At 32.4% G+C, this 26,739-nt stretch carries 27 protein-coding genes; 12 read left to right on the forward strand and 15 right to left on the reverse strand.

Going from position 1 to position 26,739, the window contains the following annotated elements; translation table 11 throughout:
• The first annotated feature begins 70 nt into the window (after positions 1–70).
• Complete coding sequence (locus GCQ56_RS00780) at positions 71–793, forward strand: toxin-antitoxin system YwqK family antitoxin (RefSeq protein ID WP_152732487.1); 723 nt, start codon at positions 71–73, stop codon at positions 791–793.
• Here GCQ56_RS00780 and GCQ56_RS00785 read toward each other — a convergent pair.
• The 6 genes from GCQ56_RS00785 to GCQ56_RS00810 form a co-directional block, all read right to left on the reverse strand.
• Entirely contained in the window at positions 786–1,871 is a 1,086-nt protein-coding gene (locus tag GCQ56_RS00785; protein WP_152732488.1) for an endonuclease/exonuclease/phosphatase family protein, read from the reverse strand. The two genes, GCQ56_RS00780 and GCQ56_RS00785, sit on opposite strands and share 8 nt — an antisense overlap.
• A 10-nt stretch (positions 1,872–1,881) precedes the next feature.
• The gene (locus GCQ56_RS00790; RefSeq protein WP_227005959.1) at positions 1,882–2,814 is read right to left on the reverse strand and encodes a rhomboid family intramembrane serine protease; all 933 of its coding nucleotides are present in this window, start codon (positions 2,812–2,814) and stop codon (positions 1,882–1,884) included.
• A 67-nt stretch (positions 2,815–2,881) separates the two neighbouring features.
• Positions 2,882–3,703, reverse strand: coding sequence for a rhomboid family intramembrane serine protease (locus GCQ56_RS00795; protein WP_152732489.1), 822 nt, complete (start codon positions 3,701–3,703; stop codon positions 2,882–2,884).
• A 126-nt stretch (positions 3,704–3,829) separates the two neighbouring features.
• On the reverse strand, positions 3,830–5,836 hold the full coding sequence (gene mutL / locus GCQ56_RS00800) for a DNA mismatch repair endonuclease MutL (RefSeq protein WP_152732490.1): 2,007 nt from the start codon (positions 5,834–5,836) through the stop codon (positions 3,830–3,832).
• Positions 5,837–5,857: 21 nt separating this feature from the next.
• On the reverse strand, positions 5,858–6,208 hold the full coding sequence (locus tag GCQ56_RS00805) for a hypothetical protein (protein WP_193323683.1): 351 nt from the start codon (positions 6,206–6,208) through the stop codon (positions 5,858–5,860).
• Between the two features lie 177 nt (positions 6,209–6,385).
• Positions 6,386–7,192 carry an ion transporter gene (locus GCQ56_RS00810; protein ID WP_152732491.1) on the reverse strand — a complete coding sequence of 269 codons (807 nt, stop codon included), beginning with the start codon at positions 7,190–7,192 and terminating at the stop codon, positions 6,386–6,388.
• Positions 7,193–7,346: 154 nt separating this feature from the next.
• Between GCQ56_RS00810 and lpcA the strand changes: the two genes are divergently transcribed.
• The 3 genes from lpcA to GCQ56_RS00825 all read left to right on the forward strand — a co-directional run bounded on the left by lpcA (position 7,347) and on the right by GCQ56_RS00825 (position 10,381).
• On the forward strand, positions 7,347–7,922 hold the full coding sequence (gene lpcA, locus GCQ56_RS00815; protein WP_152732492.1) for a D-sedoheptulose 7-phosphate isomerase: 576 nt from the start codon (positions 7,347–7,349) through the stop codon (positions 7,920–7,922).
• 157 nt (positions 7,923–8,079) lie between these two features.
• Positions 8,080–8,667, forward strand: coding sequence for a magnesium chelatase domain-containing protein (locus GCQ56_RS00820; RefSeq protein ID WP_152732493.1), 588 nt, complete (start codon positions 8,080–8,082; stop codon positions 8,665–8,667).
• Between the two features lie 142 nt (positions 8,668–8,809).
• Positions 8,810–10,381: a hypothetical protein gene (locus GCQ56_RS00825; RefSeq protein ID WP_152732494.1), complete on the forward strand. Its 1,572-nt coding sequence runs from the start codon at positions 8,810–8,812 to the stop codon at positions 10,379–10,381.
• A 145-nt stretch (positions 10,382–10,526) separates the two neighbouring features.
• Here GCQ56_RS00825 and GCQ56_RS00830 read toward each other — a convergent pair whose 3' ends face one another.
• Positions 10,527–11,321, reverse strand: coding sequence for an endonuclease I family protein (locus tag GCQ56_RS00830; protein ID WP_152732495.1), 795 nt, complete (start codon positions 11,319–11,321; stop codon positions 10,527–10,529).
• A gap of 106 nt (positions 11,322–11,427) precedes the next feature.
• Here GCQ56_RS00830 and GCQ56_RS00835 point away from each other — a divergent pair, with 106 nt between their 5' ends.
• The 6 genes from GCQ56_RS00835 to GCQ56_RS00855 all read left to right on the forward strand — a co-directional run bounded on the left by GCQ56_RS00835 (position 11,428) and on the right by GCQ56_RS00855 (position 16,327).
• On the forward strand, positions 11,428–11,670 hold the full coding sequence (locus GCQ56_RS00835) for a hypothetical protein (RefSeq protein ID WP_152732496.1): 243 nt from the start codon (positions 11,428–11,430) through the stop codon (positions 11,668–11,670).
• Positions 11,670–12,224 (forward strand): ABC-three component system protein, encoded by a 555-nt coding sequence (locus GCQ56_RS00840; RefSeq protein WP_152732497.1) that lies wholly within the window; start codon positions 11,670–11,672, stop codon positions 12,222–12,224. Before GCQ56_RS00835 ends, GCQ56_RS00840 begins: the two co-directional genes overlap by 1 nt.
• Positions 12,225–12,283: 59 nt before the next feature.
• On the forward strand, positions 12,284–12,463 hold the full coding sequence (locus tag GCQ56_RS20725; protein ID WP_370452659.1) for an ABC-three component system middle component 6: 180 nt from the start codon (positions 12,284–12,286) through the stop codon (positions 12,461–12,463).
• Positions 12,454–14,163 (forward strand): DUF2326 domain-containing protein, encoded by a 1,710-nt coding sequence (locus GCQ56_RS00845; protein ID WP_152732498.1) that lies wholly within the window; start codon positions 12,454–12,456, stop codon positions 14,161–14,163. Before GCQ56_RS20725 ends, GCQ56_RS00845 begins: the two co-directional genes overlap by 10 nt.
• 5 nt (positions 14,164–14,168) lie before the next feature.
• A complete protein-coding gene (locus GCQ56_RS00850) occupies positions 14,169–15,521 on the forward strand; it encodes an SIR2 family protein (RefSeq protein WP_152732499.1) in 1,353 nt (450 codons plus the stop codon).
• An 80-nt stretch (positions 15,522–15,601) separates the two neighbouring features.
• Entirely contained in the window at positions 15,602–16,327 is a 726-nt protein-coding gene (locus tag GCQ56_RS00855) for a hypothetical protein (RefSeq protein WP_152732500.1), read from the forward strand.
• A gap of 34 nt (positions 16,328–16,361) precedes the next feature.
• Here the strand turns inward: GCQ56_RS00855 and GCQ56_RS00860 are convergent, their stop codons facing one another.
• A complete protein-coding gene (locus tag GCQ56_RS00860; protein ID WP_152732501.1) occupies positions 16,362–16,547 on the reverse strand; it encodes a hypothetical protein in 186 nt (61 codons plus the stop codon).
• A gap of 225 nt (positions 16,548–16,772) precedes the next feature.
• Between GCQ56_RS00860 and GCQ56_RS00865 the strand changes: the two genes are divergently transcribed.
• Complete coding sequence (locus GCQ56_RS00865) at positions 16,773–17,396, forward strand: recombinase family protein (protein ID WP_152732502.1); 624 nt, start codon at positions 16,773–16,775, stop codon at positions 17,394–17,396.
• Between the two features lie 20 nt (positions 17,397–17,416).
• Here GCQ56_RS00865 and GCQ56_RS00870 read toward each other — a convergent pair whose 3' ends face one another.
• The 6 genes from GCQ56_RS00870 to GCQ56_RS00895 form a co-directional block, all read right to left on the reverse strand.
• Positions 17,417–18,403 (reverse strand): TniQ family protein, encoded by a 987-nt coding sequence (locus tag GCQ56_RS00870; protein WP_152732503.1) that lies wholly within the window; start codon positions 18,401–18,403, stop codon positions 17,417–17,419.
• Between the two features lie 3 nt (positions 18,404–18,406).
• Positions 18,407–19,291, reverse strand: a complete 885-nt coding sequence (locus GCQ56_RS00875; RefSeq protein WP_152732504.1) for a TniB family NTP-binding protein — start codon at positions 19,289–19,291, stop codon at positions 18,407–18,409.
• The gene (locus GCQ56_RS00880) at positions 19,275–21,107 is read right to left on the reverse strand and encodes a DDE-type integrase/transposase/recombinase (protein WP_152732505.1); all 1,833 of its coding nucleotides are present in this window, start codon (positions 21,105–21,107) and stop codon (positions 19,275–19,277) included. The genes GCQ56_RS00875 and GCQ56_RS00880 overlap by 17 nt, the downstream gene beginning before the upstream one ends.
• A gap of 734 nt (positions 21,108–21,841) precedes the next feature.
• Positions 21,842–22,099 (reverse strand): hypothetical protein, encoded by a 258-nt coding sequence (locus GCQ56_RS00885; RefSeq protein ID WP_152732506.1) that lies wholly within the window; start codon positions 22,097–22,099, stop codon positions 21,842–21,844.
• A gap of 337 nt (positions 22,100–22,436) precedes the next feature.
• Entirely contained in the window at positions 22,437–22,814 is a 378-nt protein-coding gene (locus GCQ56_RS00890; protein WP_152732507.1) for a type II toxin-antitoxin system HigA family antitoxin, read from the reverse strand.
• A 33-nt stretch (positions 22,815–22,847) separates the two neighbouring features.
• A complete protein-coding gene (locus GCQ56_RS00895) occupies positions 22,848–23,147 on the reverse strand; it encodes a type II toxin-antitoxin system HigB family toxin (protein ID WP_152732508.1) in 300 nt (99 codons plus the stop codon).
• Between the two features lie 562 nt (positions 23,148–23,709).
• Here GCQ56_RS00895 and GCQ56_RS00900 point away from each other — a divergent pair.
• Entirely contained in the window at positions 23,710–24,405 is a 696-nt protein-coding gene (locus GCQ56_RS00900; RefSeq protein WP_152732509.1) for a YifB family Mg chelatase-like AAA ATPase, read from the forward strand.
• A gap of 450 nt (positions 24,406–24,855) precedes the next feature.
• Here GCQ56_RS00900 and GCQ56_RS00905 read toward each other — a convergent pair.
• Positions 24,856–26,739 (reverse strand): T9SS type A sorting domain-containing protein (locus GCQ56_RS00905; protein WP_193323684.1); only part of this gene is annotated, 1,884 nt, incomplete at its 5' end.

Below are 26,739 nucleotides of genomic sequence, written 5' to 3' on the forward strand. Positions count from 1 at the left end.
TTTAAGTTCCCAATGTTTCATTTATTTTTATTGAGAACTAGTGCTATCCATTTAAATGTAGGATCTCTCAATGAAGAATATCGTATTCGTTTTATGTTTTTTTCTTTTCATCGCGTGTGAGCAGCGATCGGATCGCAACTCGCAACAGGATGAAAATTTTATTGAGAATGGCGTACTGAAAAAATATGATGCTCAGAACCGACTTTCTGCAGAGGTTACCTATAAAAATGGCGTTCGACATGGAATAACTCGTATTTATTATTCATCTGGTGCATTAAGTGATGAGATAATGTATGTTGGCGATGAAAAACATGGTTTGGCGAAAAAGTATCACAAAAACGGGAAGATCTACAGTTTAACTCCTTATTTGAAAGGTGAGAAGGATGGAATCCAGAAAAAATACTACGCCAATGGCAAACTTTGGGCTGAAACTCCTTACATGAGAGGTCAGGCAGGTATTGGATTAAAAGAATACAAGCGTGATGGTAGTTTGCGAGATAAATTTCCTTCTATTGAGGTTCAAAAGCTGGTAAAATCGGATAAGGTAATTTTAAAGTTTTTTCTTACCAATTACTCGAAAAATGTTGTGTTTTACGTTACCGATTTAATGCACGATAAATACATTCCTATGGCGGCAAATCCCTTGTATGCAAAAGAGGGATCGGTTAGATACGAATTGCCATTAAAGCAAGGATTATCTATGGATATGACAGTGAGTATCGTTGCCAAATATCAAACTCAGGATTACAATATTTACGTTTCGAAACGAGATTATCGTATTCTGGTTAATTAAGCTCTTCTTCAGTAAGAATTCCCAATTCTACATAAACAGGAAAATGATCGGAGTATTTCTTTTTGATTCGTTTGTAATGATTGCAAACGGTTTTGTTATCGTGCAATATAAAATCAATTCGGAAAGAAGGAAAATCTCCAGAATAGGTGGTTCCAATCCCAAAACCTTTTTCCCTGAAACAATCGGTTAAATTATTTTTAATGGTACTATAGGAATAGGAGTGAGATGTATCGTTAAAATCGCCACATACAATTGTAGGATAGGGTGATTCTGAAATGTGTTTTTGAATTATTTTTGCCTGATTAGCTCTGCGCATGAACGCATGTCGTAATCTAAACGAGATATCTTTAATTTCTTCCAGTTCTTGCTCATCGCCCTTAAATTCCTTTTTGTTGATAAAGGCGTAGTTTTTTCCTCCCAATCGGTTCGATTCCAAATGGAGGTTGTAAACTCTAAACATCTTGCCTTCAATTTTAAGGTCAACAAAAATAGCATTACACCAGTTGCCTTTTGCAAAATTGATTTCACCTTTTTTTACGATAGGGTATTTGGTGAAAATAGCGACTCTATTTTGTTTATTACCCAAATAGGAATACTTGCAATCCGTAGTTTTCTTAAGGTTGTAAATAGATAGTTTGCCAGTTCGGGTATGTCTAAATTCCTGAAAACAAAATATCCCAGCCTTGCTTTCCTTTAATAATTGAATGATATTTTCAGGAGTTTTAGGATCTTTTGTCCATTCGTATTTATCGAAAGCTCTTACATTATAAGTTAGAATATTAATTCCTGATTTATCTTCCGTATTAGGTTTCGATTGATTGAATTGAATAAAATCGGAAAACTGTTGATGACCGATTAGAATTACAATTAAAGGAATTAAAAAACTCCACCTTCGTCTGAAAACCCAATAGATTACAAATAGAATATTTGCTGCTAAAAGGTAAGGATAAGCCAATCCCCAAAATGCTGGCAGCCAAAATTTTTCAGGATTAATTATTGAAGCTGAATAGGATATCAGCAAGGAGCCTGAGAAAATCAGACTAAAAATAACCAATGCTTTGTGAAGAAAACTTTTCAATTCCTTGGGCTTACTTTTGATTACTCGATTTAAATAGAATCTCCTTCTCCTCTTTCGTTAAACTATCGTAACCCGATTTGGCTATTTTCTCCAAAATTCGGTTCAGTTCTTCCTGATTTACTTTTTTTGATTTGTTGTATTCTTCATCAGTCATTTTCTGAGTATTCTTATAGCTTACCTTCATTTTTTTTCTTTTGAAAAGCTTAAAGAAAGATTCTGCAAGAGAATTGAAAGCAGAAGAAATGTCTTTTCCTTTTCTCAACTGAGAAATAAATAGCCAACCATAAAAAGCACCTCCTAAGTGCGCAATATGACCACCTGCATTTCCATTAGGAATGCTTATAATATCAGTAATTAAAAAGAATATGGCAATGTGTTTAATTTTTACCGGACCTAAAAACATGAGGTGAATTATATGATTTGGTGCATAAACTACAGTTGCAATTACGATAGCCATAACCGAAGCTGAAGCACCCAATGCATAAGATCCAAATCGAACATCCTGAAAAACTGGAAATAAATTGTAGGCAAAAATATAGGATGCAGCACCTGTAAGACCACCCAATATATATATACTAAGTAATTTTTTTTGATCAAGATAACTTAGGAAAATTCTACCGAACCAGAACAACCAAAGCATATTGAATAGGATGTGCAAAAAATCCTGATGCAAAAACATGTAAGTGAATATTGTCCATGGTCTACCTAGCAAAGCTCCTGTTTCTGCTGGTACCGATAACCAGTAAACTACAAATGGAATTTGTGCAGGAGAATATTGGAAAAAGAATGTGAATACACCTAGAATTTTAACCAGTAGAAAAACTGCCAGATTGATGTAAATCAATTTGGTAAGATGGCTGCCTTCCTTAAAAGAATTCTTAATTCCTTCCCAAATATTTTGGTTGGAATAGCTTTGGTATGGATTGTTGAAATTCATGCTCATGATTACACATTCATTATCGATATAAACTTGTTTTGTATCATATTATTGCCTGATTCTTTATGGCAATTTAATAAAAACGATTCGAATTTTTCTGCCAGTACTTTATCAGAATAAAACCGAATATCATTCCTCCTAAATGTGCAAAATGGGCGACGTTATCAGTCGCTTGATTTTGGAAACCCAGAAACAATTCAATTACACCATAACCAATTACAAAATATTTAGCTTTTATAGGAATTGGAGGAAAAAGCAACATGAGTTCTGTATTTGGGAATAGCATACCAAATGCTAATAATATCCCGAAAACAGCTCCGGATGCACCAACAGTATTAATATTTGTATACAAATTTATAATTTGATGTACATATACATTGGCATTAGCAAAATATGCGGATCCATTTTGAGAATCCATCCATGAGGAAGCAAACTGCATAAAGTCACTGTTAGCACTGGATGGATATTTTTCAATAAACGAAACAAATAATTCTGGAGTTGGAGTATTTGCAAAAGCATTTGCTGTTGATATCATTGAAGAGTATTCAATCCAATTTACACCAGTATGAATGACAGCTGCACCTATTCCAGTTATCAAGTAATACAACAAAAACCTCTTTGGACCCCATACACTTTCTAAAACCCGACCAAACATGAATAAGGCAAACATATTAAAGAACAAGTGTGTAATCCCACCGTGCATAAACATGTGAGTAAAGATCTGATGAGGTTGAAAAAAATCAGATTTTGGAAAGTATAAGCCTAAATAGTGTTTTAGGTCAATACCGAATTTTGATTTTACCACAAAGGTGGCCAAGAGTAATAAAACATTAACAATTAGTAAGTTTTTTACTACCGGAGGCAGATTAAATAAAGGAGGTCTATATTGTGTCATTCGATATGCGTTTAATATTCGTGTATGGTCTTAACAATAGTTAGACCATTTTAAAATTACAGGCTTGAAATTAAAATTCCAAGACAGTTTGTCAGCTCAAAAGCCTTGTTTGTAGAAAAAACAGGATTATTTAAAGCGACTTTCTAACTCTTGAGTTTCTAAAACAGAAATAATTGGTTTTCCATCGGGTGTGAAATTGGGAACATTACATGCAAACAATTGATCGATTATAGAGCTCATCTCTTCGTTGGAGAGCGATTTTCCGTAATTCACCGCCGAAGCTTTTGCCAGTGATTTTGCCAGGTTCTCACGCACTTGCAATTTCACATCTAACTGATTGGTTTTATAATTTGCCAATAAGTTTTCAAGCAACTCTTTTGGTTCACAGTTTTGAATATCAGCTGGAGTTCCGTTGATTACAAAAGTTTTCTTTCCAAACTCTCTAATGTCAAACCCTAATGCTTTCACATCTTCCAATATCACCTGTAGCAAGGTATAATCGGAAGCATTTAGTTCAATAGTTTGTGGGAAAAGTGTTTGTTGCGCAATTCCCTGATGATTTTCAAGTGAACTGATAAACTTCTCGAACAATATACGTTCGTGCGCTTTTCGCTGATCTATAATCATTAAACCAGATCGAATAGGCGTAAGGATGTACTTGTTTTTAAGCTGAAAAAAGTTTTTTGCTTTTTTCGGCTGTTCCGAAGATTGCAGTCGTGCTTGTTGAACTGGATTTTGAACCGGCTGTTGAACTTGTGGCTTTGCAATTTCAGGAGCTTGAAAATAATCTGGAATATTTTCCGGGTCAATAGCGGGCTGTTCTATCTCTTTTTGTGCAGTAGAATCAGTTGTTTTGTATAAATTCTCCCAATTATCAGGCACTTCTTTTTTAGTAGGCTTGCTACTGGTTTCAGGAGTTTTAGCTTTAAATTCCTGAAAAAATGGGTTCGACTCTATCGATCTTCCCGGACTATCAAAAGGATTGTAGCTTTTTTCGGAATCAAAAGGATTGTAGTTCGACTCAGCATCGAAAGGGTTAAATTCAGGATTCACCTTAATCATTGGTGCTTCAATCTCCTGTTCTTGTCCCGCAACCGGAATTTCCAGACTTGTATCTTCATCAAAATCGATGGAAGGTACAATATTGAATTTACCCAATGCCTCACGTATTGATGCTTGAATGATCTGATAAATGGCACGTTCATCCTCAAACTTGATCTCAGTTTTTGTAGGATGAATATTAATATCTATAATTTGAGGATCAACCTCAAAGAAAATGAAATATGGAGGTACCGTTTCTGGCGGAAGTATCTTATCGTAAGCTTGAATCACCGCTTTGTTAAAATACGGATGTCTCATGAAACGATTGTTCACAAAAAAGAATTGTTCACCTAAGTTCTTTTTAGCATTCTTTGGCTTTCCAATAAATCCGGTCAGTTTTACAATGCTGGTATTTGTGCTAATTGTAATTAATCTGGAATTCATTGTTTTTCCGAAAACATTCATGATTCGTTGACGAATGTTACAAGCCGGAAGGTTATGAATTTCAGTATTATTGTGTATGAGTTGAAAAGATATTTCAGGATTTGAAAGTACAATTCGATGAAATTCGGTAATTATATTTCGAAGTTCAGTGGAGTTGGCTTTCAGGAATTTACGTCGGGCAGGTACATTGTAAAATAAATTTTTAACGATGAAATTACTCCCATCGCTACATGCTAGTGCTTCTTGAGAAACAAGTTCTGATCCATCAATAACGATATGGGTTCCCAGTTCATCTTCGGTGCGTTTGGTCTTAAGTTCAACATTTGCAATGGCAGCAATCGAAGCTAAGGCTTCACCTCTAAAACCCATGGTTCTAATGGCAAATAGATCCTTGGCTTTTCGAATTTTCGAAGTTGCATGTCTTTCAAACGCCAATCTTGCGTCAGTAACAGACATACCACACCCATTATCAATTACTTGAATCAGGGTTTTCCCAGCATCTATTAAATTTATTTTAATTGAATTACAACCAGCATCTATCGCATTCTCAACAAGCTCTTTAACTACCGATGCAGGTCTTTGTACTACCTCTCCCGCAGCAATCTGATTGGCAACGTTGTCTGGCAGTATTTGTATCAAATCTGACATAAAATTGTTTGATATTTGATGTTAGCGATTAGACTTTAAACTTTCCATACCGCTTATGATATTTTGAAGTGCTTCGTCCCAGCCATTAATATAAATATATGCTGCAGCAGAAAGAAGAATAAAAATCACAATCAATCTGATATTTGATTTTTTTCTTGCTCCACTTGCATCCACACGCTTGTGACGGAGTTCGCTCTTCATTCGACCCTTAATATTTGGAATGTACTGTCCGTTTTCATCCTTAATACCCAATTCCGATTTAATTCTTCTTTCTCTGTCTTCGCGTTCCTCTTTTGCAGGATCCCAATAACGAGGCTGTATATTAAATCTTTTGTGCTGAGGCTTTTTGAAAAAACCACTACTAAATCCCATAATGTTTTGTTTTATACCTATTTGTAAATTTAGGGTATAGGCTAAATTCAATTTATTTTTCTAATATTTTGAATTTACAATCCGTAATTCGTCTAAAAAAGACCTACAAATATACCTATAAATTCTTAATTAGGATAGCTTCTTTAAGTGGTTAGAATCGTTAAAATTTTATAAAAATTAGGGATTGAGTTTGCTACCACAACTACTGCAAAAAGTGGCGTCATGATCATGTCCTTCCGACAAACATTCAGGACAAACCTGTGTTGATATTTCTTTTGTAGTGTGTTTGGTTAATTCGGCTGTTACAATACCAGTAGGAACCGCTATTATTGCATAACCAATAATCATTACCATGCTGGCAAGAAATTGTCCCAATGATGTTGCCGGAGAAATGTCACCATAGCCAACAGTTGTTAATGTTACCACAGCCCAATAAATTCCTCGGGGAATACTTGTAAAACCATTCTCGGCACCTTCAACCAAATACATTATAGTTCCAATAATGATGACTAGCATAAGAACAGCAAAAAGGAAAACAGATATTTTTATGCGGCTTTCTCGCAGTGCCCGAATAATAATGGCACTTTCTTTCAAATATCTATTCAGTTTTAAAATTCGGAAAACACGAAGCAATCGCAAGGCTCTAATTACCATTAATCCTTGAGTTCCAGCAAATATTAATGCCAAATAACTTGGAAGTACTGATAAGAGATCGATCACTCCATAGAAACTAAAAATATAGGATTTGGGGTTTTTAACAATCCAGATTCTCAGCATGTATTCAATGCTAAAGATGATTGTGACAATCCATTCGGCAATTTTTAATTGGTCATGATATTGATTTTCTATTGAAGGAACACTTTCCAGCATTACAAAAAGAATACTTAAGAGAATTACAATTAGCAAAGAAACATCAAATACTTTTCCTGTCTTTGTATCTGCCTCAAATATAATTTCGTATAGCTTTATTTTGGTAGGTATCATAGGTGTAGAAATAGGGTTTACACAGTAAACTTAATGAAAAAAGTCAAATTGAAAGGAGAACTAAGAAGATTGATTTCGTTAAAATTTTGAATTGATAATTCTTAATTCGTAATTGTATTTTTCATTTCTTACTTTTGAATAAAATTTGAACAACATGATTATAAACGATATAAAAAGCAGCTTTCTGGATGCACAAAATGTGTTGAATGAATTTATTGCGAACGAAGATAATTTTAAAGCCATCGAAAAAGCTGGTTATGCCATGGTGGAATCACTTAAAAATGGAGGAAAAGTACTTTCATGTGGCAATGGAGGTTCCATGTGCGACGCTATGCATTTTGCTGAAGAATTGACGGGTAGATTCAGAGAAGATAGAAAAGCCATGCCTGCAATTGCTATTGCCGATCCTAGCCACATTACCTGTGTGGGTAACGATTATGGTTTTGACTATATTTTTTCCAGATATGTTGAAGGAGTAGGGCAAAAAGGTGATGTTTTGTTGGGAATAAGTACTTCTGGAAATTCAGCAAATATTATTAATGCCATAAAATCAGCTAAAGAAAAAGGGATGATTGTAGTTGGATTAACAGGTAAAACAGGTGGAGAAATGGCAGAACTTTGCGATGTTGAAATTAGAGTTCCCTGGAGATTATTTTCAGACAGAGTACAAGAAATACATATTAAAGTAATTCATTGCCTGATTCAATACATCGAAGCAAAAATGAAATAAGTAAAGCTTTCTAAATATTTAAGGATGTCTAATGGGCATCCTTTTTTTTTATGTGTAAATATATGGTTTTGAATCAATAAGATGAATTATGTATTGGTTGGCTTCGAATTTATGATTATATTCAAAGAACGTTTTGTAAAAAAGAAAATCCAAACTCATGCTTGTAAAAACTTATGGAAGCGCAGTTTATGGTATCCACGCCACAACCATTACCATTGAAGTGAATGTATTTCCCGGAGTTCGTTTCTCACTTGTTGGTTTACCCGATAATGCTGTAAAGGAGAGTCAGCAACGAATTGATTCTGCCTTACGAGAAGTAGGCTACAAAATTCCCGGCAAGAAAATTATTATTAATATGGCTCCTGCTGATATTCGAAAGGAAGGATCCGCTTACGATTTACCTCTTGCTATTGGAATTATTGCAGCAACAGAGCAAATTCATTGCGATCAGCTCGATCAGTACATGATTATGGGAGAGCTTTCGCTAGATGGCAGTTTGGTTCCTGTAAAAGGAGTTTTGCCAATGGCGATTCAGGCACGCGAAGAGGGATTTAAAGGATTGATATTGCCTAAACAAAATGCCAGAGAAGCTGCTGTGGTAAATAAATTAGAAGTTTATGGAGCCGATTCTATTAAAGAGGTCATTGATTTCTTAAAGGGAGATTTGGAAATACCACCAACAATTGTGGATACACGAGCCGAGTTTTACGCCCATTTAAATAAATTTTGTCAAATGACAAAGTAAATGAGAATATGCCAAAGAAGAAAAGAATATGCCAAAGTAGATAAGAATATTGCCAAAGAAGATTGGAGTATCGTAATGTATATTAAAGCTCTTTAGATATCAAATTAATTATTCGTTTCACAATATTATATATTTAAAAGTTTTGCGATTAAAAGGCATTAGAGAGATTCAGGATACAGTAGAAGTTTCTTATGATTATTGGTTATTAATATCATTTGGGAGAGTGAGATATAATAAGTTTGATTTTTACCGAGAAATATATGTTGCAAATATCTCATCTTCTGAAGCTTCTATAAAGAGTGTAGAAGAAAAAGATATTTTTATCATTGAAGTTCAAGAATGTAGGGCAATCTTATTGAAGGCCGGAATGGTTTTTAATAAAGAAGGGTGGTTGATGGCAAAAATTTATAATAAAAAGAGAGCGACTTTTCCTGTTACGACAGTGAACATCTTTTATGGAAAAAGTTATAATAGTATAGGGATTAATGTGTTTTTAAAGCAAACATCATATCCAGATATGATAGTCAGTAGAGATGACTCTTTGGGATATAATCCACCTTTTTATTTGGGTTATTCCAATGATGGAATGAATGTGTATATACCTAATTTTATTATCCTTAGTCAGTTATATTACAGTTTAAATGCCATATATAAATTAATGGATTTAAATATCAATTTTAACAATATGCTACGTGTTAATAATGATTATGTAATTGTTAATAATGAAGTTTACCTGTCATTAATATTAGATTTAATAATATTAATCTATAGCAATAGTAAGGTTTCTGGATTAGAAAAACTATTAAAAGGGCTTAATGGTTTTTACTGTGGGCTAATGAATAGTAAAAAAAATAATGGAAAACTACCTTTAGATATAATTGTTGAAATTCCATTTGATATAGATTTGACAATTGAAGTTCAAGGCGAGATGATAAAGAAAAATGTAATGCTAGTTAATGAAGTTATAAACATTAAGCCATTACATAAAACTGATCATCTTTTTACGAAATCAAATATATATGCAGTGTATATGAATTTTATAAAAGAGTCATTCGGGGCAGAAATGCCATTGAAATTAGATGGAGTTGCTTTGGCTCACATGAAAAATTGTGGAATATTTAGTGAATATCCTTTTATACATTATATAGATAAAAAAAGCATTGATTCATATTATCACCGTCTTCGATTATGCAATGAAATTAATTTTGATGATCCGAGTAAAAAATTAATAGTTAATAAAGATGATTTGCAGTTTCAAAGAACTCTCTATGAGTTAAAATCATTGAATGTGAAATTTGGGTTTGCAACAATAAATAATTCAAAAGACTATCCATACTCTAAGTTATTATTTAAGGAAGAAGAACATTATATATTCAATGGTGTAATAGAGTTGAAAATTCTTATCATTCTCATGAAATTGAATTCTTATATAGTTATTGATTTGGGGTTTGAATTTGGTATTGTAATATTGAAAAATTGTGGAAATGATCTAAATGATAGGAACGATGATCGAATTACAGGTTTTCTTAATTTTATGATGCAGAATAACAGGTTTAAATGGAGTGAATTTATTAAGCCAAATATTAAAAAAAATAGAAGTCTTTTTAAGCATCATAATACAAAATTAATTCGAAGTAAATTTTCATTTAGGATTGTTGAGCATTGTAATTCATTAGCAGACAATACCCTTTTGCAGGATTGTTTTGATATATAATTGGTGTTTAGATGATATACTTCATCTAATAATGATTCTATAAATACGGAATATTTTTATTCGAGGGTAGCAAATCGATAAGTGGTAATTACTTTAAAAAAGAGGTAAAAGCATTTACCTCTTTTCTTTTTGTTTCAAGCGAACATCAATTACTACTCCAAATTAAATTCACATATTCAGGATGATCTATAAAGGGATTTCGATTTTTTTGATATTTGTAAATGATGTTGTTTCTATTTTTTTCGAATTCATCGACAGGATCCATTTTATGCCATTCCAATAAAATTGATAGTCTACCATATTGAGGTGAATTGTTAGGGTAAGTGGAGGATGGAATGGTGTTAACTAATTTAAGATCTGGAAAATTATCGTCACCTTCATATCTAACGGCCATATAAAATAATATTCTTGCAATATCTCCTTTTACAGCATCTCTTGGTTCAAAAGCATCTTTATTTAAATAGCAATCATAACCATTACCATTATATAAAACTAACTCATCACAGTAATCAAAATCACGTGCCCATTTTCCAGAGGATCTATTAAAGTACGAATGAACTGGTTTTAAATGATGTACATCTGTTCCTGGGATATCTTCTCTTTCAAATGGTCCATGCGATGCAGACCAAACATGTTCTCTTTCCCAGCCTTTACCATTGTTGTATTCTTGCTTTGCATCTGTTGAAATACCAGAATATACTAATACCACATTATTAGGATTGTTAGGATCTCTATCAGTTTCTTTTAATATATCCCAAACATCTATTTTCTTTGAATGTGTATAATTATAGTCTACGTGATCATCAATAATTTCATGAAGACATTTTTTTAATTGTTCACCACTTTTTTCTTCACAGTTTTTGTAATAACCAGCTGGGATTTGTGCTGTAGAATGAACACCCATAAATAACAATAATAGAAAAATGACTCTTTTTTTCATAGCAATTTGTTTAAGTAATTATTTAAAATAATTAATAAACAATTTACAATATTTTTAAATAAATTGTTAAATTTGATTATCATTTAAAATTACTTAAATACTTAAGATGGAAGGATTTTTAGTGTATTCAGGGTGGATGTTCACATTGATAAGCACCATAGTAGCCGTGATTCAATTCGTGAAAAAGAAAGAGGCAAAGGAAGAGGTTCAAGTATTGAGAGTTGAAAACTTAAACCTTAAAAAGGAGGTTAATGTTCTTCATAATAATATCGAGAGATTGGAAATTAAGGCAGATAATGGTAGTGTCGCCGCTCAAAATATAAGTGGAGATATTAATATTAAAAATTGATGGGAGTAATAAAGATAGAAGCCGGTAAAATTGTTGGTGATGTAAAAATTAAGAATTCACTACGTACTAATCCAACATGTTTAGGTGAAGTCGTAAACAAGTTAGCTAAGATTCCTATCACTGAAGAAGAAGAAAACTTTAATGTAGATTTACCTTTTGAAATTGCAGATAAGATAACTCACAATGACTTGGGATCATATAAATGTCTAATTGAAGATTATCCTGTTTATTCTAAAATTTTGGAAGATGTTTATTCCGTTGTAATTCAGCATAATCCTCGAGCGAAAAGCATATTGTGGAAAAGAATAAGAAATAAATACCGTCAAATTAAAGGTGAACTGCTAAAAGGTTGTGCTATTGCAGAGCAGATGGATTTAATTAAAGAAAATAGTGATAAGATCATAGATATAATAAAGGAGTATTTGCTTGAATTGCTGGAAAGTTCTAAGAATCTTAATGGCGATGTTCCACTAGAAGCAATTGAGGAATCGGTTGAAATCATTATTGGTGACGCTTTTGTAAATTGTAAAATTCTTGAGAATCCAAATAATTAGGGAATATGATTGTTGATGTTAATACACCACCAGAAAAAAATCTGTACTATTTGGGTGCAATGCTTCTTAAGTGTTTGTTGGAAACAGAAGATAAGAAGTTCGATATTAATCAGCTGTATAAAGTTTTTTCCGAGAATGAAAAAATCAGCTTTGTATTATTTTCATACACCCTTGATTGGTTGTTTATGCTTTCACTAGTAAGGGTTAATGATAAAGGGGAAATCGTAAAATGTTTTTAGATAGATTAGTAATATATAAAGATGATAAGGTACTTCGCAGAATTAATTTCCATAAAGGTCTTAATTTAATCGTAGATAACACACCTTTTACTGGAGGAAATGAATCAGGAAATAATGTTGGTAAGACGACCGTATTACGTCTTATAGATTATTGTTTAGGTTCTGAAGGAAAAGATATTTACACAGATAGAGAGTTTAAGAAAGATAAACAAAGTGTAATAAAAAAATTTCTTGTAAATCACAATGTGTATGTCGAGCTTACACTTGTTGACAATCTAGATTCTCCAAGAAATAACTACACACTTGAGCGAAATTTTCTTGCGAGGAATTTAAAATTTAATGTCATTGACAATCATAAGATGTCAGCGGATTTGTACAAGAAAACTTTAAATCAAATAATCTTTAATAATAATTCTCCAAGGCTATCATTTAGAAACTTAATAGCAAAGTTTATTAGAAATGATTCATTTCGTATGTCCAATACATTGCGATACCTTCAATATATGTCAAATTCTGAATATGAAGCTTATCACCTATTTTTACTAGGATTGAAGTTGGAAGATGGGATGTTCGAAGAGAAAATTATATTGGAAAAAGAAGTTACTCGTGAAGAGAATTTGATTGAGAGATTGGAGGAGAGTTTTACAGAGGAAGATTTAGAACAAAAATACAGTATAATACAAAGAGATATTAAAGAGTTAGAGGGGCATAAAGAAAGATTCAATTTAAATCCTGATGAAAAATATGATTTAGAAAGACTAAATGAATTAAAGGTTCAGGTTGCGAATAAATCTCAGGTGTTGGGTAATGCAAAACTTGATCTAAGTTTAATTTATGACTCAATTGAAGAATTAAAAGATGGAGCTGTAGATTTCGATATTAGTGATTTGGAAGCTATTTATAAAAATGCCGTTAATTTAAATATTGGTGTAAGTAAAAAGTTTAAGGAGGTTGTAGAATTTCATAATCAAATGTTAGGTAATAAAATTGCCTTCGCAGAAAAAAGGATACAACCACTCAAAGTTAAGATAAATAATCTGTCTCATTCACTTACTGATTTGGTTGAAGAAGAGGAGGTCTTGTCGGATAAATTGAATATTGTACTTAGTCTTGAAGAATATGAAGAGATATTATCAATACTGAATAATAAGTATGAGCAAAAAGGAGAGTTAGAGGGTAGACTTGAACAGATCAAAGAGCTAAAAGCATCCAAGGAACACAAGGAAGGAAGAATTGAGGAAATACGTGGATTCATTGAAAAACTCGAAGATGATTTGAAAAATAGTATTAAACAGTTTAATGAATATTTTTCTAGCTATTCTAGAAGTCTATACGATGAAGATTTCTTTTTGTCCTACGATAGAGATAAAGCAGAAAATATAAAGTTGGAAATTAGGCATATGGATATGCAAGTTGGTGGAGGTATGAAGAAAGGTCAGATTGCAGCATTTGATCTTGCCTATATTAAATACTGTGATAAAAAAGGGATCAAAGCTCCGAGGTTTGTATTACATGATAGTACGGAAGATGTGCATATAAATCAGTTGATGAGTATTGCAAACCTAGCAGAGCAAGTAAATGGTCAATATATTCTTTCGGTACTAAATGATAAGTTTTCCAAATACTCAGTAGGTGAAAAGTTAATTAAAGATAAAAAGGTAATAGAGTTATCTCAACAAGATAAATTATTAAGGTTTTAGGCTTTATGGTACTAGGTAATAATGCAAAACGAAAAGAAGTTCTGGATCTTATTGCAGAATCATCTTCTTTCGGTAATTTAGGACTTTTCGTGGGTGCAGGATTTACTAAAGCAGTAATGAATGATGGATGGGATGATATTGCTTTATCATGGGGAGAATTGTTAATTGAAGTTTGTAACAAACTAAAAATTGATTTTAACGATGTTAGTGGTGAAGGTATTTCTTACCCAGATATAGCAACTAATATTTGTCGAAAATATGCTGTCGAAAATGAAATAAAATACGAAAAGGCACAAGATAATCTAAAATCCATCGTAAGTGAATTGACTAGTTGGTATCCAAATGAAGATCAAAGAAGAATCTATGGATATTATTTAAACAATCTTGAACCCAATTGGATTATCACTACAAACTACGATTTTGTAATCGAGAGTTTACTACCTGAAAACAGTTTTACTTTAGGTCCAGATGAACAGTTAATCATGCCTAGAAACTTAATTCCTGTATATCATTTACATGGAATCCGAACGAATTCTAAATCAATAATAATAACACAAGAGGATTATGTTTCTTTATTTAGGCCAAACGAGTACAGACAAGTAAAATTACCATTAACCATTAAAGAATCAACAACATTGATATTGGGTTATGGACTTGGTGATATTAATGTAATGACAGCTGTTGATTGGTCAGCAAATGTGTTTTCTAATGGAACAAATAATTACCCAAGAGATATAGTTCAAGTCGTTAGAGTTGAAAATCCCCAAAAGAAACCATATAGAGATATAAATGGAGTGATGGTTATAGAAACCAGTGATTTGAGTGATTTCTTTGATGAGTTATCTGCAGTTGTAAGAGATAATAGAGAAGGGGAAAGGATTTTTAGAGAAGAATTGGAAAAACAAAATGCTACTTTATTGAATCCATCAGATGAATACGTAAGAGTGTTTGTTGATGAATCAGAAGTGAGAAAGGGTGTATTGGAATTGTTGAAAAAGTTCGAGAAATTCTTCATTGCTGGATTTATGGAAATTCTGGCAAAAGGAATTGAATTGACATGGGTAAGAGCAAGACCCAAAGGAGCTTTTTATGCATATAATGAGAATTTAATAATTGTATTAGATATCTTAACTATATTGGATATAAAGAAAATGCCTCCAGCGTTAATTGAAATGGTTACCTCGAATTTTAATAAAGTAGCAGCATATGTTTCGGATAGAATAGGATATAGTCATGCAGCCTATCGTACATGGATAGCAAGAAAATCTGAATTAGATGTAGATACAATTAAGGAATTAAGAAGTATCGCAAGAGCACAAGGATATACCAGGTTAAAGTTTTTACTTAGAGATTTATAATGGTATTTACATTTGTTGATCTTGGCAAGAATATGTAGAATGCTAGAGCTTAATGATTTTGTTTCCTCATTATAACTATTATGAGTGATATTAAAAAACTTTATGGGTCAAGAAGAATAAATAATATTCTTGTACATCAAAAGGAAATAATAAGAGGAGAGCTTAGAGTATTTCAATCTTACCTTTCTGATTTTAGACTCACGTTATGTGAATATCAAAGCGATTTTTTTAATGAAACTGCGAATGTCATTTTTGATAATAAGGATGATGAAGATAGATTTGATGCATATTATCATGAAGAATCAGAAAAATTCTTTAAAACCTATCCGCAGCTTTTTTATAATTCACTTCTAATTACTTATTATTCTTATTTTGAAGGACGATTGTTGAGGCTTAATGAGCTTTTGAAAAAGTACGATAAGAGCCGCGAGGGTCATAAAATATTTGATAATAAAGGTAAAATTATATACAATTTCAGGAAAATTCTAGAAGTTAACTACTCTTTAGATATAGATGCAGTAAATGAGTCATGGAATAGAATTGAGGAATATGGTAAAGTTCGAAATATGATTATTCATAACAATTCAAACTTTAAAGAAGGTTATAGTATTGCTCGAGTTGAAAAAAATATAAATCTACTAGAGAGGTTTGCTCATATTAAGATGGATAATTTTTCAGGAGGGTTTTATATCTCAAGTGATGAATTTCTATCTATATTACTATATAATATTGAAAGTTGTTTGATTTATATTTACAATGAAGTTGAAAAGAGTATAAGCAAACTGTGTAGTGATGATTTAAATTGAAATCAAGCTATATAGTTGTTGGAATATTTAATAATTATTTTTTGACAATTTGATACCCTTCTTTCTCGATGTTTTCATAAATGCTTTTAATAATTTTATCGCACTCTTCGGGGGTTAAAACAGCTGTCAAAGATGTTTTATCTTTATTCCATCTCATAATATATATTGCTTCAAGTAGTGCTAATTCTAATTTAGTATCTTTAATAATATTGAGGTCCATATGAAATTATCTTAGTTAATTAGATTAATCTTTTCAGGTTAATTTTATTCACGTAAAATAAAGATAAGTAATATTGACTTCATTTTGTAAGTAAGAAATAATTTAGTTTTTATCGGTGTATTTAAGGTATGCCTATAAAGCATTACTGATTTGCTGGTGCATTAATAAATAAAATCTATGTATATTGCACTAGTTTTATGAAACTACTTAAAATGCACTTGTAAAATGAGAATCTATGGTTACTTAAGAGCTTCAACGGAAGATCAAGATGCAAATAGGGCAAAAGATACATTAATTGAATTTGCGAAAAGTTTAAAAATAAAAGTTTCTGCTTGGTTTGTTGAAAATGAATCTGCGGCAGAGTTAAATCTATTAGAATTATTTAGGTTGTTAGAGTATGCCGAACCTGGAGATGCTATGTTAATTGAACAAGTAGATAGGATTACGAGACTTTCTGAAGCGGACTGGAAAAAGTTGAAGCATATAATTTTCAGCAATAATATTAGGATTATATCAATGGACTTGCCAACAAGCCATAAAATGACAAAATCAGACGATGAGTTTCAAAATAGAATTTTAGAGGCTGTTAATGAGATGATGTTAGATGTATTAGCTGCAACAGCAAGAAAAAATTATACTGACAGAAGAAGAAGACAAAAAGAGGGAATTTTAAAAGCAAAATTAAAGGGAAAATACAAAGGAAGACCTGAAAATATTGAGCTTCAGCAGAAAATAGAAAGTTTTCTTTTGGATGGAAAAAGTTATAGTTATATAGTAAATATGTTAGGATGTTCACGACATACTATATCGAAAGTTAATAAGCGTATCAATTCATCGAATGATACTTAAATAATACTACTTTAGGCATCCTAATATTTAAAACACTTATCCATCCAATAAGGAATATAGTTTTTATCTTTAAAAACTCTAGCGCGAATAACCTTACCTTTCTTAAATAATTTAGAGATTAAATATGGGTGATCCTTAAGTAGTTTATACACAATTGGAAGAGTTGTAATTCTTTCACTTATTGACCAAAACCTGATTTCCTTTGAAATTATTGGTAATGAAATGCCAAACTCTTTTTCAACTATTTTTCTTAAACGATTGTCTTTAGACGCTGAACAAATTCTTACAGCAAGAGTCAATAAAATTCGTATGTAAGTAAATGAATATTGAGTGAGAAAGTTATAGCCTAAATCAATCGTATCATCAACAAATTTTTGATATTCAATCTCAAAAGGTGATGGCAATTGCTCTGAATGATAATTTCGAAGATCAGATTTACAATTATAGCAAAGACAAAAGGACTTGAATTCCGTTACTGAAAGGTTAATGTCCATATTAACTCTAAAATAAACTATAGGTGAATCACAAACAAAGCAGCGGTCTAATAGGTAAACGTTACATTTAACACAAATGATTGAAGACACAAACCGCCAGCTTTTTCTATAAAAAGAAGGAGATTTTGATAGGCAACCTGGACAGCATTGCATTCCAAATCGTTTTCTAGTACGATGATTAATTCCTAAAGGTAAAATGTTTTGAACGGAGCCTGAATTTCTGAATACATCAGTTATATATGTATCATATGATTCTAGAAATAATAGTTTTATTTTGTCTTCATTTAAAGGAGTTCTGTTCGAAAATAGGTCAATTAGTTTATTATTATACATTAGATCTATATCTCTATTCCAAATAGGAAAATCTCTTCCAAGATAATTTGCAATGAAGCTATTTGTTTTGATTTCATGACTATAAGATAATCTGCATAACCAAGATGAAAAAAGCTCATTTTCTTCTGGTTTTATGTAATAAGGAAATATATTTTTATTTAAAGATTTTATGTAGACCATTTTTTAGTTATAAAATGCTTTTTTTCTTTCTGCCGGAGATATATAATCAATTTTATTGATGATTGATTCTGTAATTTTTTCTGTACCTGTTTCAATAGCCATTATTGTACTCAATTTTAGTATTTTAGCAATTTCACCTATTAATCCATCACTTTTAGCAAGAACTTTTCTACTGATGGATGCTTTAATTAGGTTAGATTCTTTTAGTAGTGGTAAATTCTGTTCAAATCCTAACATTAGACGTTTATATTCTAAATCATCTGTCCATCTTGGTAAGATTCTAGGTTCGAATCTATTAGCGAGTTGATGGTCAGATTGTATTGCATTAAATGCTAATCTTGTTCCAGCACAGACTAAAGGTATTTTTAAATCATTGGAGAGGTGTTTTATTACGTTTAAAAAAAGTCTTTGTTTGGCAGGTGTCCCGGCTAGAACATGATGAATTTCATCTATCAATAGAATTTTTACTTCTGACTGAATTAATAGATTCTTAACTCTTGAATATCTGCTTTCAATTCTCTCAGAGGTTTTAACAGGGGCGTGTAAAGTTTCAAGAATTACATTATAAAACCTTCTTTCATCTGGTTCAGGTGGAGCCTGAATTAATAAAGCATGACAAATTGGTTTTTCTGTTCCTTTTTCAAGGTAAGCTGGGAGTTTTTCAACAAAATGAGATAATATTTCGGTTTTACCATTATTTGAATCTCCCACAACTAATATATTTGGCATTCTATTTTTTTTGGGGAGATTGTAGCAAGATTTGATATTGTTTAGAATATTTGTTGCTGCAGAGTATCCGAGAAATATGTGTTTATCAATATATTCGATTCTTTCCTTTTTGGATGCATTTTTAATGTAGCTTTTTGCACAATCATTCAAATGGTTCATTCGATAGGTTTTTAAATGGTTCAATTGTAAGATATTCTTGATCTGTATCTATTTCTTCATTTGTAGTTTTTACTGGAATGTTATTTTTTTTAATGATTGGATTTTTTTTTCGTTCTCTTCTAGTGTTCCGAATAGCACGTTCTTCAATTTCATTTAATTCTCTATAGGCTTGAAATAATACTCTTTCATCAATCTGAATATTTTTATCGGTTAGAGCTTTTCGAATTTTACGATGTTCCCAAAGAGAAATTGGAGGATTACTTGGGTTACGATAAGGAATTTCATAATATTCTTGTTGTTTGGGATCTAAAAAGTATATAAGACTTATATCTCTTGGATCTCGTTTAAAGATATGTTTGACCTTATTTTTGCCTTCTGTATCATGAATATAATTGCGTAGAATATCACTAAAGTAGTATATGTGATCAATGAGAACACCGTATTCTTGGATCGACCTTTCTATCAAAGGAAGAAAATCTAATCGTACTTTTCGTTCATCTTTAATGCGAGGAGGAATCTTTAATTTTATTTTGCCATTATTTGTTAAGTACCCACTTTTGTACTTTTCTAATGGAGATGTATTTATTGCTGAATGTGTGCGGATATGATAAATTTTAGTGATATAGATAGCTAGCCATTTTTCAAATTCTTTTAGCGTAAAAGATGAATTCTTTTCAGATTGATACCTTTTTCTTTCTTGCACATTTGAAAAAGTTGTACCTGGTAAATTATGGATTTCTTTTGAAAACGTGCCTAATAATCGTTCAATATGTCCACCGTAATGAGGTGATCCAACAGGTCTATAAACAATATTAATACCATAGTTTTTACAAATTTTACGTAAGGATTTACTTTTAAATTCTTTGGCATTATCTAAATGTATTGTATCCATTACTCCCCAACATGGCCATTCGGCTTTAATATTTCTCTTTTCAAGCCAAATCTCTTTTGGTAAAATTGAATTACTTAGACAAATCCCTGTAGCAAGAACTCCTGGACTATCAAAAGATAGATAAAATCCAACTACCACTCTACTATAAACATCTATGGCACAAGTAAGGTATGGTTTTTTGTAAGGTTTTCGATTTTGTTCATCTACTAAAATGATATCAACTGGCGTGTGGTCAATTTGGACAATAGCTAAAGGATGGGTTGCTCCAGGAAAACATCCTTTTATTGGAGCAAATTTATATTTAGCTTCTTGAGAACCTAATCTTTTTTTTACCTTAGTTTCTTCTGAAATATTTTGAATTCTCCTTCTAATAGTTCTTTCGCTTGGAGGATTAATGCCAAAATCATCACATGCAAGTTTAATTTCAATGATTGTCTTCTGTATTGATTTTCTTGAACTTGTTAAATAAACAGAATGAATTTTGTCTTGAATTATATCTTCTTGAACTTTTAATAATCTACTTTTTCCTGCACCTCCCTTTTTTTTATATCCAGCAAGGGAACTAACTAGTCCAGTTTCTCTAATAATTTTTAACCATCGATAAATTGAACTGGAGGAAACATTGTGTTTATTAGCTATACAAGCTATTGATTCAGATGTGTTTTTTTTATCAATTAATGGTTCAATAATTTCATAAATCTTATTTGCTCTTTCTGTACTCTGATCACTCATTAATAATATCTCAGGGGCTTTTCTCTGGGTGTTTTCCTCTGGCTTTTCCAGTTCTTTAATAGAAACTGTATGGATAATATTAGAAAAGTTTTCCTGTATCATTACTTTATCAATTGATATGATTTTTACGATAGTACAGTCTTTAGATTTATAAACCACCTTCTCGTCTTTTGTGATGTATAATTGTTCCATTTCGTTTTATGTATGTTGTTATGGAAAAAAAAGCCAAATTAAAATAGAATTTATGAATTATTTTGGTATTTGCAAATAATATAATTTGCGTGTTTATCTTAAAAATCAAGTGTTTAGTGGTGTAGATACACTATAGGGAGTGGTGAGAGATACTTTAAATAAAAAGGAATTTCAATATTAATTGTGTGATCATAATATTTAAAAGTAGATAGGCGTTCTTATTTATTTCGGCAATTGACAAAAAATATAAATCTGCCAAAATTTTGAAAAGTTCAGGATTAAAAACGTAGTGAGATAGAATTTTAAAAAACTCTTTCAGGGAAGAAAATCTCAATAATGACATAAAAAAAGGATATAAAAGTTATATCCATTAATATGATTAACGGTCCTATTAAAGTTACAAAAACAAAATTCCACTGGGAAGCAAAGTTTTTCCTGAATCCGTTACCAAAACAGCATTTCCAGAGTATAATATAAATAAGTGAAAAAAACTTTCCCGAAAACGTAAACAAAAACACTGTTCCAGTATATAATAAATAACCCACCTAAAGAGGTGAGGGGTTAATTTTAAAATTATTGTAATGAATATAAAAAAGGTGAAGTTTACAGCAAAGCTTATAACAATCGCAATTTTACTAATTGAATTAGCTGAAGTGGTAATAGATTTCTATTTTGGATACATCGCACCATTTCTATAATAATACACCCCACTTTTTAAAGTGGGGTGTATTGTTTTATTTGGTATAATATTTTGTGAGTTTTTGGTTTCTCCAATATCTTACAGGACTTTCCACTCCCTTAACAGCCAAATTGTAATGATCTTCAAATCCATGATTATTATAAGGAAATAAATCCTCTTCAACATAGGTTTTAAAAAGCTTTTCAATTTTCAATGTATGAACAAGTCCGAACTGTCGGCACAAAAACTGAAAAATCTTGTGAAAATAAAAGTCAGGATTTTTCCCTTTTAGAGCGTTTTTTAATTCTTCCATAGTATTATTTAATTTTTAAACTTTCTTGGCAATCCTAAGTGTTTCCCCCTGGGGACGGAAGGGGTAAGTTTAAGAGCGAAGCACGATAAAAAGTTATTTCTCATTTACCTGGTCTTTACAGTTAAAGAAAATTGGTCTTTACCTTAGTGTCGATTAGCATTGTATGAAAGTCAACTTTCTCGTATAATCGCTAAGCGACGCGATAGAAAAGAGTAATTTTTAACTGTCAAGACTGAGAAATCAGTTTTTAGGATTTATTCATTTTTCAAAAAACAACAATAAAAAAAAGGAGGTAAAAGCCTCCTTTTCAGTTACATCTTTAAACATTTTAATTTGGTTAACTAGACAACTCATAATCTGAGATTAATAAACCAATTGGAATAGATAAGAAATCACTTAGTTTTCTGATCATTTCTATGGTTAACTTTCTCTTTTTAGTCATTATCCTAGAAACTATTGTCTTGTCACCAATAACATCAATTAGATCTTTTCTTTGGTAACTTCTCTCTTCTAAGAAATATTCAATTACTTCAATTGGATTCAATTGAGGAATTTCAAATGTTTCTTCTTCATATTTGTTAATCAAAACAGCAAGAAGTTCAAGCTCATCACCTATGGGTGTGTTAGGTTGTGGGTTTTGCCCCATCAAATATTTAACTCTATCAATTGCTTGACGATATTCTTCTTTGGTTTTGATCAATTTAAAGTTGTTCATCTTTGGATCTAAAACTTAAAATTTATCAATTGGCTATTTCAGTTTTTTCATATACTTGTCATACTCAGCATGAGTATTGACAAATTCTATAATGCCAATATTAAACTGGAAGGTAAATTTTATTACCATCCTATAATCATTCCCTTTGAATCGAAAAACGATTAGATCTTTAGTGCCTTTCACAAGGCTTGATCTTGGAAATAAAGCCGTTATTTCTTTTACGCTTTTAAAATTTCGGCTTTTAAGTGTGTTGTAAATCGCTAGCACCTGCGATTTACCTTGATTGTGCTTTTTAAAAAAGTCTTCTACTGTTTGGTAATCGATAATGTTCATTCCTGCCCAAGTTTATGGATGCAACCTTCTGTTTATACTCCTGTGATCTGTTCATAACCTTTCATACTTTCATTAACTGTTTCATTCTCTATCTATGCGACAAAGATAAACAACATTTTTAAGGTTGACAAGCTGACAACTAAAAAAGTTGACAAAAAAGCAACATTAAAAAATGCACAAAAAAAAGGTGGAACAAATCACCTTTACTTTCCATCCTTTTTATGGAGTCATTTTTTCAGCTCGAGCTGTTACCGGTAAATGAGTTTTAAAAAATTATGACTCCAATAACAAACCTGGTTCTTCTCTCGAGATCTTTCGGCCAAAACTTAAAATATATATTCATATAATCGGAGTGTTTTAAAATAAATAGGCATTCTTATTTACTTTGACAAAACAATATTTCTCGATTAAAAATTTAGATATAATTTTTAAAATAAATTTTAACCCATTCTTATTTTATTTGGCAAAAACAACATTTTTAAATTACAATACGTTTCATCATTCCAATTAACTTTGGCAAAAAGCATCGAAAATCCCTGTTTATTCTTATTTACTTTGGCAATTGACAGTTGGTGGAGGTACTTTTCCACAACCAGGGGAAATTTCTCTTTCGCACAATGGCGTACTGTTTTTGGATGAGCTACCAGAGTTCAAGCGTACTGTGTTGGAAGTGATGCGCCAACCTTTAGAGGACAGAACCATTACCATTTCACGTGCGAAATTTACGGTTGAATATCCAGCGAGCACCATGCTGATTTCTTCAATGAATCCTTGTCCTTGTGGATACTACAATCATCCTGATAAGGATTGCTTGTGCGGACCAGGAATGGTTCAAAAATATTTGAGTAAGATTAGTGGACCTTTGTTGGATAGAATAGACATTCACATTGAAGTAGTTCCAGTTTCTTTCGATAAAATATCGGATACAAGATTATCTGAAAAGAGCGAGGTGATTCGCCAAAGAGTAGAGACTGCTAGAGAAGCACAGATTGAGCGATTCAAAGAGGAAGAAGGCATGCATTGCAATGCGCAAATGAGTTCGAAACTTTTAAGAAAACATTGCCAACCCGATGAGGCAGGAAATCAATTGCTAAAAACTGCCATGGAAAAAGTTGGTTTATCGGCAAGGGCCTATGATAGAATCTTGAAAGTATCACGCACGATAGCCGATTTGGCAGGTTCTGAAAATATAGAAAGCGATCATTTAGCGGAAGCCATTCAATATCGAAGTTTAGATCGTGATGGTTGGGGAGGATGAGAACTAATTAGTAATGATGAAATCTAAATGAATAATGATTTGCTGAGATTCTCACTCCAAGTGAGGCTGGCAGTTGAAAATTCACTAAGCATTTCAAGCAGTTAAGCGAGTAATTGCAATATTGTTTGGACATCCTAATGTAAAAGATTTCTTAAAGGAGAAAAATTTAAAAAAGTTTAATGACGTACCATTTTTTATTTTTCACGGAAAAAAAATCGCAATTGTCCTTATGAATTGACGCAAAAGATAGTTGAATAACTAAAATCAAATGGAAGTAAAGGAAAATTTAATATAGAGTAATCCGAATACAATGGGATGAATAAAAAAAGCGTGCTAGAATATTTTGAGTGATTAAGAGTTCAGATTAAAAGTAGACAGGATTCATTAAACTAAAAATCCCGGACCTCCAAATAATTAGGAAGCCCGGAATCAATGTGATCTCTTAGTATTCTATACTTTAAGAATTCGGATGCTTTTTCCTCCTATCACTTTTAAAATGTAAACGCCAGGCTTACAGTTTGAAAGATCAAGTACTTCTTTTTCGTTTTGTACTTCTTTTAAGAGAATTATTTTCCCCAACTGGTTGCATAGTGCGATTTTACTTCCTCTTTGTAAACCGCTGATGCTTACCTGGTGTTTAACAGGATTAGGGTAAGCACTTAACTTAACTGAAGTAGTGATTCCATCATCAATCCCTGTAACAACTTCAATGGTAATGCTTCTGCTTAGGTCAACAGGATTATAGTTCTCGTTTCCTTCTTGTATAGCTGTAAGTGTAAGTTCTCCAGCTTCCAGAATTGTTAGCAAATCACCTTCGATAAGTGCAATATCTTCGTCTGAAATACTATAGCTTACAGGTAAACCTGTTTCAGCAAGAGCAGTTAATTGTACCTGATCATCAACTTTTAACATACTTAAATCCTGATCCCACACAATTGTTTGGTCAGCCTTGTTAATCTTAATGTTGATGTTTTCAGAAATTGAATTGTAGTTATCTGCATCAGTCGGTGTGAAAATCACCTCAACAGATTGCATTCCCGCATCAGGAGTTGCCGATGGGTTTGCAAAAGCAAAGTTACCATCTACATTTGCAGTTCCACCAGTCAGATTTGATTCACTCAAGGCTTGACCGTAGATGATTGCATCTGCCGTTGACCAAATGCTCACACTTGGCGTTGCTTTCTCAACACTGATGTTGATATTTCCGCTTACTGAATTGTAGTTATCTGCATCGTTTGGCGTGAAAATCACCTCAACAGATTGCATTCCCGCACCAGGAGTTGCCGATGGATTCGCAAAAGCAAAGCTTCCATCCACATTGGCAGTTCCACCTGTTAGATTTGATTCACTCAAGGCTTGACCGTAGATGATTGCATCTGCTGTTGACCAAAGGCTCACTGTTGAATTTGCCTTACTCACACTGATCGTGATGTTTTCAGAAACAGAATTGTAGTTATCCGCATTGTTTGGCGTAAAAATCACCTCAACAGACTGTGTTCCTGCATCAGGAGTTGCTGATGGGTTTGTAAAAGCAAAGTTACCATCTACATTTGCAGTTCCACCAGTCAGATTTGATTCACTCAAGGCTTGACCGTAGATGATTGCATCTGCCGTTGACCAAATGCTCACACTTGGCGTTGCTTTCTCAACACTGATGTTGATATTTCCACTTACTGAATTGTAGTTATCTGCATCGTTTGGCGTGAAAATCACCTCAACAGACTGTGTTCCCGCATCAGGAGTTGCAGATGGATTTGCAAAGGTAAAGCTTCCAGCTACATTTGCAGTACCACCAGTCAGGTTTGATTCACTTAAAGTTTGTCCGTAAGTGATTGCATCTGCCGTTGACCAAATGCTCACACTTGGCGTTGCTTTCTCAATACTGATGTTAATATTTCCGCTTACTGAATTGTAGTTATCCACATCAGAAGGCGTGAAAATCACTTCTACGGATTGCATTCCTGCATCAGGAGTTGCCGAAGGATTCGCAAAAGCAAAGCTTCCATCGACATTTGCAGCACCACCAGTCAGATTGGATTCACTTAAAGTTTGTCCGTAGGTGATGGCATCAGCCGTAGACCATACGCTCACACTTGGCCTTGCTTTTACAATAGTGATGTTAATATTTCCGTTTACTGAATTGTAGTTATCCGCATCGTTTGGCGTGAAAATCACCTCAACAGATTGTATTCCTGCATCAGGAGTTGCAGATGGATTTGCAAAGGCAAAGCTTCCATCCACATTTGCAGTTCCACCAGTCAGATTGGATTCACTTAAGGTTTGACCATAAGTGATGGCATTTGCCGTTGACCAAACGCCCACACTTGGAGTAGC

Source organism: Marinifilum sp. N1E240, from assembly GCF_009295825.1.
Classification (GTDB): Bacteria; Bacteroidota; Bacteroidia; order Bacteroidales; family Marinifilaceae; genus Marinifilum_A; species Marinifilum_A sediminis.

Excerpts from the sequence above, each read along its gene's own strand:
- GCQ56_RS00780 (WP_152732487.1), top strand. The coding sequence starts at position 71 with ATGAAGAATATCGTATTCGTTTTATGTTTTTTTCTTTTCATCGCGTGT.
- GCQ56_RS00790 (WP_227005959.1), bottom strand. The coding sequence starts at position 2,814 with ATGAGCATGAATTTCAACAATCCATACCAAAGCTATTCCAACCAAAAT.
- GCQ56_RS00795 (WP_152732489.1), bottom strand. The coding sequence starts at position 3,703 with ATGACACAATATAGACCTCCTTTATTTAATCTGCCTCCGGTAGTAAAA.
- mutL (WP_152732490.1), bottom strand. The coding sequence starts at position 5,836 with ATGTCAGATTTGATACAAATACTGCCAGACAACGTTGCCAATCAGATT.
- GCQ56_RS00805 (WP_193323683.1), bottom strand. The coding sequence starts at position 6,208 with ATGGGATTTAGTAGTGGTTTTTTCAAAAAGCCTCAGCACAAAAGATTT.
- GCQ56_RS00810 (WP_152732491.1), bottom strand. The coding sequence starts at position 7,192 with ATGATACCTACCAAAATAAAGCTATACGAAATTATATTTGAGGCAGAT.
- lpcA (WP_152732492.1), top strand. The coding sequence starts at position 7,347 with ATGATTATAAACGATATAAAAAGCAGCTTTCTGGATGCACAAAATGTG.
- GCQ56_RS00820 (WP_152732493.1), top strand. The coding sequence starts at position 8,080 with ATGCTTGTAAAAACTTATGGAAGCGCAGTTTATGGTATCCACGCCACA.
- GCQ56_RS00830 (WP_152732495.1), bottom strand. The coding sequence starts at position 11,321 with ATGAAAAAAAGAGTCATTTTTCTATTATTGTTATTTATGGGTGTTCAT.
- GCQ56_RS00835 (WP_152732496.1), top strand. The coding sequence starts at position 11,428 with ATGGAAGGATTTTTAGTGTATTCAGGGTGGATGTTCACATTGATAAGC.
- GCQ56_RS00840 (WP_152732497.1), top strand. The coding sequence starts at position 11,670 with ATGGGAGTAATAAAGATAGAAGCCGGTAAAATTGTTGGTGATGTAAAA.
- GCQ56_RS20725 (WP_370452659.1), top strand. The coding sequence starts at position 12,284 with ATGCTTCTTAAGTGTTTGTTGGAAACAGAAGATAAGAAGTTCGATATT.
- GCQ56_RS00845 (WP_152732498.1), top strand. The coding sequence starts at position 12,454 with ATGTTTTTAGATAGATTAGTAATATATAAAGATGATAAGGTACTTCGC.
- GCQ56_RS00850 (WP_152732499.1), top strand. The coding sequence starts at position 14,169 with ATGGTACTAGGTAATAATGCAAAACGAAAAGAAGTTCTGGATCTTATT.
- GCQ56_RS00855 (WP_152732500.1), top strand. The coding sequence starts at position 15,602 with ATGAGTGATATTAAAAAACTTTATGGGTCAAGAAGAATAAATAATATT.
- GCQ56_RS00860 (WP_152732501.1), bottom strand. The coding sequence starts at position 16,547 with ATGGACCTCAATATTATTAAAGATACTAAATTAGAATTAGCACTACTT.
- GCQ56_RS00865 (WP_152732502.1), top strand. The coding sequence starts at position 16,773 with ATGAGAATCTATGGTTACTTAAGAGCTTCAACGGAAGATCAAGATGCA.
- GCQ56_RS00870 (WP_152732503.1), bottom strand. The coding sequence starts at position 18,403 with ATGGTCTACATAAAATCTTTAAATAAAAATATATTTCCTTATTACATA.
- GCQ56_RS00875 (WP_152732504.1), bottom strand. The coding sequence starts at position 19,291 with ATGAACCATTTGAATGATTGTGCAAAAAGCTACATTAAAAATGCATCC.
- GCQ56_RS00880 (WP_152732505.1), bottom strand. The coding sequence starts at position 21,107 with ATGGAACAATTATACATCACAAAAGACGAGAAGGTGGTTTATAAATCT.
- GCQ56_RS00885 (WP_152732506.1), bottom strand. The coding sequence starts at position 22,099 with ATGGAAGAATTAAAAAACGCTCTAAAAGGGAAAAATCCTGACTTTTAT.
- GCQ56_RS00890 (WP_152732507.1), bottom strand. The coding sequence starts at position 22,814 with ATGAACAACTTTAAATTGATCAAAACCAAAGAAGAATATCGTCAAGCA.
- GCQ56_RS00895 (WP_152732508.1), bottom strand. The coding sequence starts at position 23,147 with ATGAACATTATCGATTACCAAACAGTAGAAGACTTTTTTAAAAAGCAC.